Origin of the sequence: Arcicella sp. BE140, from assembly GCF_031456255.1 — a bacterium.
Lineage (GTDB): Bacteria > Bacteroidota > Bacteroidia > Cytophagales > Spirosomataceae > Arcicella > Arcicella aquatica.
The window spans coordinates 530,669-543,662 of the sequence record NZ_JAVDUE010000002.1; the positions used below are offsets into that span (position 1 = coordinate 530,669).

Sequence of the window (12,994 nt, forward strand, 5' to 3'; positions counted from 1 at the left end):
GATATGAAAAAGATAATAAAAGTATTAATCGTTGATGATGAACCTAGCATTTTGATGTCTTTAGAATTTTTAATGAAGAAAGAAGGCTACAGTGTTTTTATCGCACGTGATGGCTCTGAAGCCTTAGAAATTATTGAAAAAGAAGTACCTTCTATTATTCTATTAGATATTATGATGCCCCGTGTGGATGGCTATGAAGTATGTAGAATTATCAAAGAAAGCATTCGGTTTCAGCATATCAAAATTGTGTTTTTAAGTGCCAAAAACAAAGAAGCAGATATTGAAAAAGGGTATTTGACAGGCGCGGATTTGTATGTATCAAAGCCGTTTTCAACAAGAACATTAGTGGCAAAAATCAATACTTTGGCATTAGGGATTGTTTCAAATTAGAAGGCACGAGTGTGCATAGGCTTACAAGATTTTGTATTTTACCTTATAGATATGCCATTGACAGCTTTTTAAGCAAAATAAGATACTTTTATGGTAAAAGTTCAAAATATCAATCAAAAAACTATACTTTGTTTAGTAAGAATAGCTATATTATTTTAGCGTAAAACCTAAAAAAGTGTATTTGAATAAAAAAAATGTCTTGTACTTTTACGGTACAAAATATTAAATTCTGAAGCGAGTCAATATCATACAATTTATATATCCAAATTAATGATGAATTTACAAATTAGCTCTTTTGAAGATTACGAATCAGCATATAATCAGTCAGTAACAGACCCTGAAGGTTTTTGGGCAGAGGTAGCTCAAAATTTTCAATGGCGTAAGCCTTGGAAAAAAACATTGGAATGGGATTTTACAACAGCTACTACAAAATGGTTTGCTGGTGGTAAAATGAATATTACTGAGAATGCACTTGATCGTCATTTGGCAACCCGTGGAGACCAAGCGGCCATCATTTGGGAATCTAATGACCCTAATGAGGAATCAGTGACGCTTACTTACAAAATGCTTCATCAAAGAGTTTGTCAGTTTGCCAATGTATTGAAGAAACACGGGGCTAAAAAAGGAGATAGAATTTGTATATACATGCCAATGATTCCAGAATTGGCTATTGCAGTATTAGCTTGTGCCAGAATTGGAGCAATCCATTCGGTAGTTTTCGGAGGTTTTTCGGCACAGTCAATCGCCGACCGTATCAACGATGCACAATGTAATATTGTCATTACTTCAGACGGTTCGTTCAGAGGAAATAAAGAGATTGGCTTGAAATCAACAGTAGATGATGCTTTAATTCAATGTCCATCAGTACAAAAAGTAATCGTTTCTACCCGTACCCGCACACCAGTTTCGATGTTGAAAGGACGTGATGTGTGGTGGGAAAATGAAGTCAAAACGGTATCGTCTGATTGTCCAGCAGAAGAAATGGATGCAGAGGATATGTTGTTTATCCTTTATACTTCAGGCTCAACAGGCAAGCCTAAGGGCGTAGTACATACTTGTGGAGGTTATATGGTATATGCTACCTATACGTTTGCCAATGTTTTTCAATATCAGCAAGGGCAGGTTCATTTTTGTACGGCAGATATTGGTTGGATTACGGGACATTCTTACATCGTTTATGGGCCATTGTGTCATGGCGCAACCTCTTTGATGTTTGAAGGTGTACCCACTTATCCAGATGCGGGTCGTTTTTGGGATGTGATTGATAAGCACAAAGTTAATATTTTATATACTGCACCAACAGCCATTCGTTCATTGATGGGCTTTGGGTTAGACTATGTCAACGGAAAAGATTTAAGTTCGTTGAAAGTATTAGGTTCAGTAGGAGAACCAATCAACGAAGAAGCTTGGAATTGGTACAACGAAAATATCGGTAAAGGCAAATGCCCGATTGTAGATACTTGGTGGCAAACCGAAACAGGCGGTATTTTGATTTCACCGATTGCGGGCGTTACCAAAACAAAACCAGCCTATGCTACGCTGCCTTTGCCGGGTGTACAACCAATTTTGGTGGATGAAAAAGGAGAGGAGATAACAGGCAACGGCGTTTCTGGTAATTTATGTATCAAGTTCCCGTGGCCAGGGATTATCCGTACTACCTATGGCGATCATGATCGTTGTATCCAAACGTATTTTTCTACTTATAAAAATCTTTATTTTACAGGCGATGGCTGTATGCGTGATGAAGACGGATATTACAGAATTACAGGACGTGTAGATGATGTAATCAATGTATCGGGTCATAGAATTGGTACGGCAGAGGTAGAAAATGCGATTAATATGCACTTGGGTGTGGTAGAGTCTGCGGTAGTAGGGTATCCACACGATATTAAAGGACAAGGTATTTACGCGTATGTCATTTGCGAAAAAGTGCAAGGTGATGATTCTGACTTAACCCGTAGAGATATTTTAGCGACTGTAACCCGTTTAATTGGGCCTATCGCCAAGCCAGATAAAATCCAGTTTGTAAGTGGCTTGCCTAAAACACGCTCTGGAAAAATCATGAGAAGGATTCTAAGAAAAGTAGCCGAAGGAGAAACCAATAATTTAGGTGATACTTCTACTTTGTTAGACCCAGCAGTAGTGGAAGAAATAAAAGCGGGAGCTTTGTAGTAGAATAAGATTAAAAAGAAATTTTGGAGAGGTTTCGTTATCAACGAAACCTCTTTTTTTAATAAATATACTTCTTAGATTTTTTGTTAAAGTTTGTTAAACTAGCCAAATTTTGAAAATTTAATGTGAAAACTTCATAAAAGATAGGTGATAGGTAGGCAGGGTAGGAGAATTATTGCCTGAAAATTTGAAAAGTGCTGATAATCAGCTAATTTACAAACGGAATAGGAGTAGTGGTTGAAGTGAAAATAGTTGAGAAATTAAGATATTACCCTGATTTTATAGATTTAGCCTTGATACTTGTTAAGGATTGTCATGGTCTATACATCCGAATTTTGGATAAAAAAGTGTAAATTGCAGCCTTGATTTAACAAATGGTATTTAAAGAAATAGTATTTGGTGAATTTTTTTTGCAATTTTTTAAGGTTTAAGTTAACGGTAGCGTATCTGAATATTAAATGATTGTTTCACGAAACCCTTATTGTAAAACGATTTGATATAATCTTTTTCAATATCAATTGTACTACATCGCTAGGCTTTTGCGGTAGGTTTCTAAATATGTTATTATGATTTTAAAAACAGTTTTCCTGCTTTTTACAGCCACAATTACTAGTTTATCAACTCCTTCCAAACCTAAGAAGACTTTACATGGAAAGATTTCGTATTATGCTAGTAAGTTCGAAGGGCGAAAAACTTCAAGCGGTCAACGCTACAAAGCCACTCGCAGAACCGCTGCTCATAAATACCTTCCATTTGGTACTTTATTAGAAGTAACCAATCCTTCAAATGGTTTGGTGACGGTAGTGAAAGTAAACGACAGAGGGCCACATAGTAGAGGAAGAGTTTTGGATGTTTCTTATGCAGCGGCTAAAGATTTAGGGTTGATAGGTATAGGAACAGCCTCAGTTAAGATTAAAGTACTTTCTTTTGGCGATGGTGTTGTGAGTTTGAATGAAGAGGAAGATGAAACACCAATGGGTGTAGATAGTACTCAACAAACATCAATGGTTGATGTGTTATTAAGCAGAAAACCAATGTATATGATGGTTGTAAGAGATTCAGAAGGAAGGTTTAGGTTGGATTCAACTGCTACCAGACCAATGAGTTTACCAGTAAAAGAATAAAAAAAATGCTTCGCCGAACAGCGAAGCATTTTTTTTGATTAAAACTAATCACTTAAATTATTTTCCTCCGAATCCGAAAGTTAAACCTGCATTTACCATGAAGAATTTAGAAGAAGTACTAAAGTCTGCATTAGTAGGTGAGCCATTATCATTTCCGTTTTTGTTATCGAAGATAAAGTTATAAGTACCTTCTGCAAAAATACCTAGATTCCCGATTGGAATAGCGATACCAAATTTTGGAGCTGCTCCGAATTTTGAAGAACTACTTTCAGAACTTACACCTAATACATTTCCTTTTACTTTTGACGTAAAAACCCCTGCTTCAGCACCAATATATGGACGAACAATACCTTTTGTTAAATAGTATTCAAGCATCCCAGTAACAGGAATTATGGTATTAGTGAACTCGTAACCAGTGCCTTTAAATTCTTCTTGGATAGATTTTACACCCACACCAACCGCAAATTGTTCAGTTACAAATACTTTTGCTTGTAAACCACCACCATAAAGACCCTTAGCATCTTTAGCATCAGGTGCGAAATATGAACCATGAATACCTAATGAGAATTGAGCAGCAGCTTTCTGAGTTGTAGCAACTAAAGCAGTAGCTAAGATGGCGAATGTTAAAAATAGCTTTTTCATGTTTTAATAATTTTAATGAAGAGATAGAAATATTATTCTTCTGTTTGATGTAGAGATATAGAAAAAACCTATTCCATCTTGATAATTCCTTTAATGTGTGGCATTTTTTACACGATTGCATAACTATACGTCTATTAAGGAATAGATGGGCAAAAAAGAAATGGGGAAAATCATGTTGATTTTCCCCATTTAGCTATCAAAATACTTTACTTACTTACTTACTTACTTTGTTCCGATGTATCTTTCAAAGAATTCATAAATTCTAAGCATTCTATCAATTTTCTGGCGAACATTTCCCGACCTCGAAAGCTCGTGTGTACCTCCTGGCATTCGTACATATTCCACTTCTTTACCCATAATCTTTAATGATTTATACATCATTTCAGATTGTATGACGCCAGTTCTTAAATCATTTTCACCATGCTTGATTAAAAACGGCGTTTTGATTTTATCAACATACGTATACGGAGATTCTCTTGCTAAGATAGGCTTAATGTTTTCTTCCCAAGGATAACCCCCGAAATAATTAGGCGTTAGTCGCCAAGCGTTACCTTCACCCATAAAGGTTGATAATTCATAAACACCTCTTTGTGCAAAGGCCGCCTTGAAACGGTGGTCGTGCGAAATAATCCATGCAGTTAAATAGCCAGCATACGAACCACCCGTGATTACCTGTTTGGAAGTATCAGCCCAACTCTCTTTAGCAGCATCACTTGCGGCAGCTAATACATCTTCCGTAGGCCCTTTACCCCAATCCTGATAATTTGAAAACTGAAAATCTTTACCATATCCCCCAGAACCTCGTGGATTCGCATAGACAAGTCCATATCCTTGTGCACAAAAATATTGGAATTCATGCCACATCGACGCTTCTCCCGGTCCCCACATCGCCGTTGGGCCTCCATGCATATTTAACAATAAAGGATATTTTTTGCCAGCTTCATAGTTACTAGGCTTCATAATCCAGTATTCTACCGACTGTCCTTTAGAGTTTTTGTAAACTCTTTTCTCAGGAAAACTCAAGGCTTTATTTTGTAACCATTCATCATTATGCGCACTTAATTTGATGGCGTTTTTCATCAGAATGTCAGCCGTGTATATCTCAGAAGGGTTTTTTACTTCTGTTTTTGCAAAAACGATACGTTCTTTAGAAATGTCAAAACTGCTAACGCCTGAATCAAAATCGCTTAATCTTTCTATTTTCTTGCTTTGCACATCTAACCTGTAGATAGGAGTACCCCCGTTTGAGCTTGCTGTGAAATACACATATTTACTGTCGTCAGTCCATTCAAAATTATTGGCAGCCCTATCAAATACTACATTGGTTTTATTAGTCCCATCGGCATTGGCTAAAATAATTTGATTAAACCCTAACCAATCTGTTTTAGACATCGTAGCAATCAACAATTTTCCATCTGGCGATGGCGTAGCACCACTATACGAAATACCTTTTTCAGCAATAAGCTGTTTTAGACCCGAACCATCGGCATTTAATAAAACGATAGCTGAATTAAGCTCACGGTCGGGGTGTTGTAAGCTATCTCTACCGCTCGAAGCATATACTTTTTTACTATCAGCCGACCACGTTCCACCACTATACGACCAGAAGCCTTTTGTAATCTGTACAGGTTTTGCTCCTTCTTTCGCATCAATCACAAACAATAAGCTAAAACGAATTTCAGGTTCAGTGGTAGATTCTCCTTGAAAATTCAGACGGTTAATTACTTTCGCTTTCTTGTCTTCCACATCTTTTTCAAGATAAGCCCTGATTTCTTCGATGGTTCCATTTGGATTCGCTTTAATCTTTTTATCAGCTTTCAAGAAATCGTTGTTTTTAAAACCAGCTTTTTCAATTGACCATGAAGGCAGTTTTTTAGTGGGGTTCAACAAGGAATCTTTCAGAATATCAGAGAAAGTAACGCTTATTGAAAAGAGAATCTTAGAGCCGTCTGGCGACCATTGGGGATTATTAGCACCGTATTTGAAGTCTGTTAATTGATAAGCCTCTCCGCCATCCAAGGGCATAATAAATATTTGTGATTTTCCTTTAACGTTTCGAGCAAAAGCAATCTGTTTGCTATCTGCCGACCATGTTGCACCGCCGACGCTTTCAGTACCACGTGTTAACTGTTTAACCGTTTGAAAATCAGTAAGCCATAAATGCGAGCGATAATCAAAGTCTAGTTTATCTGTTTCGTTGCCTTCGTTGGTTCTTAGCACGTAAATGGCTCTTTTGCCATCGGGTGAGATAGATACATTGCCTGCTTGTTTGATTTTGGTCATGTCAGTAACCAAAATTTTCTCCTTACCTTTCTGTGCAAAGGATAGATGAGATAATACTAAAACTAAAAATAGAAGCGTTTTTTTCATGATTGATGAAGGATTTTAGATTTTAACAAATCTAATAAAAAAAGGCTGTATTCCCTCAAACAAGTAGTCACTCATGGCATGACTTCTAATTAATTGGTAATTATGATAAAACTAGTAAAGTCATACCATGAGTAATGTTTCTTTTGAGCGAGACGCTCTTTTCATTTTCGGTCTTAGGAAATCCTAAGACTAGTTAAAGTCACTCTTGGCATGTGTATGTTCTGAGAATTAATCACTAGTCTTTTGAGAGAGATGCTCGTTCCATTTGATGTCTTGTGAAATACTAAGATTAGTTATAACCTTGATTTAATTGGGGCAATTAATTTTATATTTAATTACTTCAATAAATATATCCACCTTTGTACTAACTAATAAAGCTCTATTTTCAAGATATGTGGAAAATATTCCAATAAGTAAAGGAGTATAATAGCCTAAAGAGTTGATTTTTAATAGCCAAAAACCACTTCCACTTAAACCATGTGGTTTGGTGCCAACTTTCTTTTTACCAGTTCCTATATCGAATAAATTATTTTTTGAGTATTTAGCAACGAAATGAAAATCTTTATGAAAACCTAATTTGGATAGATTATTTAAAGAAGGTTTTGTCTTAAAGATAAATGGTTTTGCTATCAAAGTTTTATATTGATTGTTGATTTTTATTGAGTCATTAGGATATCCAGCAACCATAATGTTGTCATTTTTAGAAATTGAGTAATTAGTTAAAATATTTGATACATCTAAAAAATCGTAACCACACTTGGTTAATCCATCAATACTTTGTTTACATAATTTTACAATTGTAACATCAATAGGATCCTTATTTCTTCCCCCATTACTTGGAGCTTCATTATAAAAATATTGTCCCCCAATAGTCATAATCTCACCGTTGCCTAACATTATAAATGTTTTAGCTAAATACTCATCTGCTAAAACATGAGCATTAGAAAAGATGTAATAATTTTCATTCTGTTTTATTAAAATACCACAGCCATTAGGAATAGGTAGTTCTGTAGTATTATCTTTAAAACGATAAAACAAGCAGGTTGATTTTAAAATTTGTTTTGAAGCTGCAACTATTAATTGTTCTTGTTTAATCCTATATTCCATACTCCTTATTTTTAATAATCTGAATTATAATAGTCATAAGTAGGCAATATCTTGTTTCATGAAGAAATTATTGTTTTAAGAAACAAAAAATATTTTAAATGATACCCAATAAGTTATGTTAAATACTTAGATCTGTATTAGTTACTTTTTATCGCAAAATAATATATGTGTTTTCAAGTATTATTCCAAACATCAAAATTGAGATATTCCTAAAAACTAATTTAAAGATAAGTTTTAGTAAAAATTTAAATTTCTTTAGAAAACTACATCGTCTACAAAAGAAAACAATCAGTATATCAGATAAATCATGTAAAGTAGAAAAAAACTCACAAACCATAAAAACCAAAAAAGGTGTCTCACTTATCGCAAAACACCTCTTTCAATATATCTGTCAAGAAAAAACTATTTTCTATCAGCAAGATCAACATAAGCACGTTCAGTAGCTCCTACATATACTTGACGTGGGCGACCGATAGGCTCTTTGTTAGCTTTCATTTCTTTCCACTGTGCAATCCAACCTGGAAGACGACCAATCGCAAACATTACTGTAAACATATCGGTTGGGATACCTAATGCACGGTAGATAATACCTGAGTAAAAATCTACGTTTGGATATAGCTTACGTGCTACGAAGTATTCGTCACTCAAAGCTGCAGCTTCTAATTCTGAAGCAATTTTCAATACTGGATCATTGATACCTAAAGCTGCTAACACATCATCTGCTGCTTTTTTGATGATTCTAGCACGAGGGTCAAAGTTTTTATAAACACGGTGACCAAAGCCCATCAAACGGAAACCAGAGTTTTTATCTTTCGCCATAGCAATGTACTTAGAAGTATCACCACCATCTGCTTTGATAGCTTCTAGCATTTCAATTACTTCTTGGTTTGCTCCACCATGTAATGGACCAGAAAGTGCATTGATACCTGCCGAAATTGAAGCATATAAACTAGCATGAGAAGAACCTACTAAACGAACTGTAGAAGTAGAACAGTTTTGTTCGTGGTCAGCATGAAGAATCAATAATTTATTTAAAGCTGCCGAAACCACAGGATTAACGTGGTAAGGAGCAACTGGTAAAGCAAACATCATGTTCAAGAAATTTGAACAATAATCCAACGAGTTGTTTGGATAATTTACTGGGTGACCTTGAGACTTTTTGTAAGACCAAGTAGCCATTGAAGGCATTTTAGCCATTAAACGAATAATGTTTAATTCATCAGCCCCCGCTTTGTCGCCTGTGTAGAAAGCAGACATTGCACAAACCATTGCAGAAAGTACGCCCATAGGGTGTGCATTTACAGGGAAACCTTCAAAAATTTTACGCATATCCTCGTTAACGATGGTGTGCATTTTGATTTCGTTTTCGAAGGCGGCATATTGCTCTGTAGTGGGTAGTTCACCGTAGATTAACAAATAAGCAACTTCCAAGAAAGTAGCTTTTTCTGCTAATTCTTCGATAGAATAACCTCTATAACGAAGAATCCCTAGTTCACCGTCCAAAAACGTAATAGCACTTTTTGTTGCTCCAGTGTTTTTGTAACCAGAATCAATGGTGATATGACCTGTTTCATCACGGAGTTTGGCAATATCAATTGCTTTTTCATCTTCACTTCCTGTTATTACAGGAAATTGATACTTTTTGTCACCTAACGAGAGTTCTGCAAATTCTGACATAACCTATAATTTATTGGGCTTTATCTTGAAAAAATATGTTTTTATTTTGTTGATACGAAATTAAATGAAAAATCCTCTTTCTAATGGATAAGTCGGTTTTTCTTTGCAAAATTTAGATAGTTGTTGAAAAAATTCTATTTTTCAATAAGAACCTTATATTCTGCAATAATCTCGTCGCAAGTTAATCACGAAAATTTAAACCTTTGTTACCTTTGTAAATAAAATACCTTAATAATTAAACAGACAATTTAAAACACGCTAAATGTTAACTAATTATAAAAATACATCGACAGAAAGATTTTTGAGATACGTACAAATTGATACGCAGTCTGACCCCAATTCTTCTTCTCAACCTTCTACCTTAAAACAAAAGGATTTAAGCAAAGTTTTAGTTCAGGAATTGATTGAAATGGGTGTGAAAGATGCCCATTTAGACGAATTTGGCTATGTTTATGCTACTATTCCTAGTAATTCAGCCAAAAATGTTCCTGTCATTTGCTTTTGTTCACATGTGGATACTTCCCCCGACTGTTCGGGTGCAGGCGTAAAACCTATTATTCATCCTAACTATCAAGGACATGATATTGTTTTACCAGATGATCATTCACAAATCCTTAAATTGGCAGAACATCCAGATTTGGCTTATCAATATGGTAACGATATTATAACGGCAAGTGGGACAACTTTATTGGGTGCAGACAATAAAGCTGGTGTAGCCGAGATAATGGATGCGGCTTATCACTTAGTCAATAATCCTGATATAGCACATGGTACTATCAAGATTTTATTTACACCAGATGAAGAAATTGGGAGAGGGACAGCCGCCGTAGATTTACAGAAATTAGGGGCAGATTTTGGTTATACCATCGATGGCGAAACGTTGGGTTCATTAGAAGATGAAACCTTCTCGGCTGATGGCGTAAAAATCACGATTCAAGGTGTAAGTCAACACCCTGGTTTTGCCAAAGGCAGAATGGAAAGTGCGTTGAAAATTGCAGCAGATATTGTGGCTAATCTTCCAAAAGATAGTCTATCGCCAGAGACAACAGAAGGCATGGAAGGCTTTATCCACCCTGTTGGGATTACGGGTATGGTAGAAACAGCTACGATTGAATTTATCATCCGCGATTTTTCTGAAGAAAAATTACATGCCCACGAAGCTAAATTGAAAGAAATAATGGAGGGCGTTTTGGCTAATTATCCACATTCAAAAGCTATCTTTGAAGTATTTGAACAATACCGCAATATGAAGGAAGTATTGGACAAAACGCCACAAGTAACGGCCTATGCCTTAGAAGCTATTCAAAGAAGTGGCATCGAAGCTAAACAGATGAGCATCAGGGGAGGTACAGACGGGTCAAGGCTTTCGTTTATGGGATTGCCCTGCCCGAATATTTTTGCAGGCGAACATGCATTTCATGGAAAACACGAATGGGTTTCTGTACAGGATATGGAAAAAGCTACGGAAACTATTATAAATTTGTGTAAAATTTGGGAAGAAAAAACTCAATAACAATTACCGATAAATCAGATGATAAAGATTAAAAACGAAGCTGAATACGAAAAGGCCTCGGAACGAGCAGACAAACTTTACAATGCCAAAAAAGGCTCGTCGGAATACAACGAATTACAAGCATTATTAAAGGCGCTAAAAGCCTATGAAGATGATTTTGTAAAGATGTTGAAAGATGAGTATTGAAAGGATGTAAAGAAATAACGGCTGTTTTCTGGGAGGGAGACAGCCGTTGTTGTTTTTAGAGTGTTTCAATAAATGATTTTACTTGGTTGTGGAAAAGCTTGAAACTTTTTGATTGTTTGGCTAGTTCTTCAAAGTTTGCTTTAGTTGCAATTTTAAGGGATATCTTTTCGATTTTAATTTGATTTGCGTTACTATCTCCGTATAACCTTGTCTTTATCTCATCTTTATTTCTACTTTCAATTGAATTGTTTGAGATTTTATTTTCACTTTTTTGCTGATATAAAATCCAATAATCGATGGCTTGAATCGGTACGAATAATATAGTTTTATCTTCAAATTTACTGTAAAGATTTCCTAACTTATTTTTCATTTCTTCGATTTTTGCATTATACTTGGGCATATTATCTTCAAAATCTGATTCATCTAAATCAATACCCGCAATAAAGAGTTTTACATCATTTCTATTTATAAATGATGTGATATAATGGTCTTTAATTTTCGATAAAATGACTGATGAACTAGATTTTCCTCCGCTCGGTTTCATTTGTCTGCTTGAAACCAATTGAATATTAGGTTTTTCTATTTCAAAAACTCTTTTCAAATAGGTTTCTAAAAATGCATACTCAGCGTATCCTTCGCCAAGTAAGGTGTAGATTAATTTTTCTTTCATGCTGGTACACCTCCCATTAAGCCCATAAACCAATTTTCGCCAATATTATCAGTATAATTAATTGGTTCAATACCAAATTCTTTTGCTTTAACAATACTAGGTTCAATAATATCTTTTTGAAGGTTTTTAACAAATGTTGCTCCTTCTTCATCTTTATCAAAAATAAAAACAGATTCTGGCATCGTAGTAAATTCTTCCAAAACATGTTCGTTATGACTTGTCATAATTACCTGAATATCTTTATCTTCCACTAATTGAAAAATAAATTTCATGATTTCATGGATACGACGTGGATGAATCCCTTTTTCAGGTTCTTCTAATAATAATAATTTTGGAGGATTAGGTTGGTGGATAATACAGAGAAGAGCTAGAAAGTATAAAACGCCTTCGGAGACTTCGTCTGCCCAGTAATCATTATCCTCTTTATCAAAAAGCTTTAATCTTAATTTATTTCCTTCTGCTGGTGTACCAATTGAAACTAAATCCTCTATACATTTGGCTAAATTATCCTCAAGGGTTTTGAATAACTTTTTATGATTCTGACCTAAATTAAATAAGAAAGGAACTAAGTTTGAGCAGTTAGGTAATAATTTATCCGCCGAGTTTAAATCCGCAAGTTTTGTAAACGTATTTGGGTCTGGTTTATAAATGTTGGATTCCTCAACATAAGAAGATATTGAATCATGCCCATTTTTAACTAGTGTATCTTCTAAATTTTTGTCAGGAAGATTTATATTAATTTCTTCAGATAAGAATAAACCAAATTTATCACTTGTACCTTCAAGTTTTATTAAGCTTTTTTTGTTATAATTTTCTATGTAGAAAGAAATGCTTAAAATATTTTCCAAATTCCTCTTAAAAAGTAAAGTACTGTCATATATACTTTTATCTTCTTTTGTAAAAAACTCCAACCCCTTCAAAAAATTACTCTTCCCTGAATTGTTTGGACCAATCAGGAGATTTACTTTTTGGAGTTCGAGCGTCACATCTTTAAGGCTCTTGAAGTTCTGTATTCTTACTTTTCGTAACATCTTCTTTTCATTTATTTACACAATATTAACCATCTTTTCAATCTTCGTGAAACAGAACCAATAGATTTTGGTATTTTTGAGGAAATCTTGTCTTTCAAGACATATACTCTTC

The 12,994-nt window shown here is 35.0% G+C and carries 11 protein-coding genes; 5 read left to right on the top strand and 6 right to left on the bottom strand.

Features of this window, described 5'->3' with window-relative positions; all coding sequences use genetic code 11:
• Positions 1 to 3: 3 nt before the first annotated feature.
• The 3 genes from J2Y60_RS05540 (at position 4) to J2Y60_RS05550 (ending at position 3,686) form a co-directional block, all read left to right on the top strand.
• Positions 4 to 390 carry a response regulator gene (locus tag J2Y60_RS05540; protein ID WP_309914481.1) on the top strand — a complete coding sequence of 129 codons (387 nt, stop codon included), beginning with the start codon at positions 4 to 6 and terminating at the stop codon, positions 388 to 390.
• A gap of 258 nt (positions 391 to 648) precedes the next feature.
• Positions 649 to 2,562 (top strand): acetate--CoA ligase, encoded by a 1,914-nt coding sequence (gene acs / locus J2Y60_RS05545; RefSeq protein WP_309914684.1) that lies wholly within the window; start codon positions 649 to 651, stop codon positions 2,560 to 2,562.
• 566 nt (positions 2,563 to 3,128) lie between these two features.
• Positions 3,129 to 3,686 carry a septal ring lytic transglycosylase RlpA family protein gene (locus J2Y60_RS05550; RefSeq protein WP_309914484.1) on the top strand — a complete coding sequence of 186 codons (558 nt, stop codon included), beginning with the start codon at positions 3,129 to 3,131 and terminating at the stop codon, positions 3,684 to 3,686.
• Positions 3,687 to 3,743: 57 nt separating this feature from the next.
• Here the strand turns inward: J2Y60_RS05550 and J2Y60_RS05555 are convergent, their stop codons facing one another.
• The 4 genes from J2Y60_RS05555 to J2Y60_RS05570 all read right to left on the bottom strand — a co-directional run bounded on the left by J2Y60_RS05555 (position 3,744) and on the right by J2Y60_RS05570 (position 9,482).
• A complete protein-coding gene (locus J2Y60_RS05555; protein WP_309914487.1) occupies positions 3,744 to 4,328 on the bottom strand; it encodes an outer membrane beta-barrel protein in 585 nt (194 codons plus the stop codon).
• A gap of 222 nt (positions 4,329 to 4,550) precedes the next feature.
• Positions 4,551 to 6,698 carry a S9 family peptidase gene (locus J2Y60_RS05560; protein ID WP_309914490.1) on the bottom strand — a complete coding sequence of 716 codons (2,148 nt, stop codon included), beginning with the start codon at positions 6,696 to 6,698 and terminating at the stop codon, positions 4,551 to 4,553.
• Between the two features lie 306 nt (positions 6,699 to 7,004).
• The gene (locus J2Y60_RS05565) at positions 7,005 to 7,805 is read right to left on the bottom strand and encodes a hypothetical protein (RefSeq protein WP_309914493.1); all 801 of its coding nucleotides are present in this window, start codon (positions 7,803 to 7,805) and stop codon (positions 7,005 to 7,007) included.
• A 402-nt stretch (positions 7,806 to 8,207) separates the two neighbouring features.
• A complete protein-coding gene (locus tag J2Y60_RS05570) occupies positions 8,208 to 9,482 on the bottom strand; it encodes a citrate synthase (protein ID WP_309914496.1) in 1,275 nt (424 codons plus the stop codon).
• 262 nt (positions 9,483 to 9,744) lie between these two features.
• Between J2Y60_RS05570 and pepT the strand changes: the two genes are divergently transcribed.
• Both pepT and J2Y60_RS05580 read left to right on the top strand, forming a co-directional pair.
• Entirely contained in the window at positions 9,745 to 10,995 is a 1,251-nt protein-coding gene (gene pepT, locus J2Y60_RS05575) for a peptidase T (RefSeq protein ID WP_309914499.1), read from the top strand.
• 18 nt (positions 10,996 to 11,013) lie between these two features.
• Positions 11,014 to 11,181 (top strand): hypothetical protein, encoded by a 168-nt coding sequence (locus J2Y60_RS05580; RefSeq protein ID WP_309914503.1) that lies wholly within the window; start codon positions 11,014 to 11,016, stop codon positions 11,179 to 11,181.
• 55 nt (positions 11,182 to 11,236) lie between these two features.
• Here the strand turns inward: J2Y60_RS05580 and J2Y60_RS05585 are convergent, their stop codons facing one another.
• Positions 11,237 to 11,851 carry a hypothetical protein gene (locus J2Y60_RS05585; RefSeq protein WP_309914506.1) on the bottom strand — a complete coding sequence of 205 codons (615 nt, stop codon included), beginning with the start codon at positions 11,849 to 11,851 and terminating at the stop codon, positions 11,237 to 11,239.
• A complete protein-coding gene (locus J2Y60_RS05590) occupies positions 11,848 to 12,882 on the bottom strand; it encodes an AAA family ATPase (RefSeq protein ID WP_309914509.1) in 1,035 nt (344 codons plus the stop codon). Before J2Y60_RS05590 ends, J2Y60_RS05585 begins: the two co-directional genes overlap by 4 nt.
• Positions 12,883 to 12,994 lie beyond the last annotated feature (112 nt).

What these genes read in the sequence shown, in the direction of transcription:
- J2Y60_RS05540 (WP_309914481.1), top strand. Translation starts at nt 4, where the DNA reads ATGAAAAAGATAATAAAAGTATTAATCGTTGATGATGAACCTAGCATT.
- J2Y60_RS05550 (WP_309914484.1), top strand. Translation starts at nt 3,129, where the DNA reads ATGATTTTAAAAACAGTTTTCCTGCTTTTTACAGCCACAATTACTAGT.
- J2Y60_RS05555 (WP_309914487.1), bottom strand. Translation starts at nt 4,328, where the DNA reads ATGAAAAAGCTATTTTTAACATTCGCCATCTTAGCTACTGCTTTAGTT.
- J2Y60_RS05560 (WP_309914490.1), bottom strand. Translation starts at nt 6,698, where the DNA reads ATGAAAAAAACGCTTCTATTTTTAGTTTTAGTATTATCTCATCTATCC.
- J2Y60_RS05565 (WP_309914493.1), bottom strand. Translation starts at nt 7,805, where the DNA reads ATGGAATATAGGATTAAACAAGAACAATTAATAGTTGCAGCTTCAAAA.
- J2Y60_RS05570 (WP_309914496.1), bottom strand. Translation starts at nt 9,482, where the DNA reads ATGTCAGAATTTGCAGAACTCTCGTTAGGTGACAAAAAGTATCAATTT.
- pepT (WP_309914499.1), top strand. Translation starts at nt 9,745, where the DNA reads ATGTTAACTAATTATAAAAATACATCGACAGAAAGATTTTTGAGATAC.
- J2Y60_RS05580 (WP_309914503.1), top strand. Translation starts at nt 11,014, where the DNA reads ATGATAAAGATTAAAAACGAAGCTGAATACGAAAAGGCCTCGGAACGA.
- J2Y60_RS05585 (WP_309914506.1), bottom strand. Translation starts at nt 11,851, where the DNA reads ATGAAAGAAAAATTAATCTACACCTTACTTGGCGAAGGATACGCTGAG.
- J2Y60_RS05590 (WP_309914509.1), bottom strand. Translation starts at nt 12,882, where the DNA reads ATGTTACGAAAAGTAAGAATACAGAACTTCAAGAGCCTTAAAGATGTG.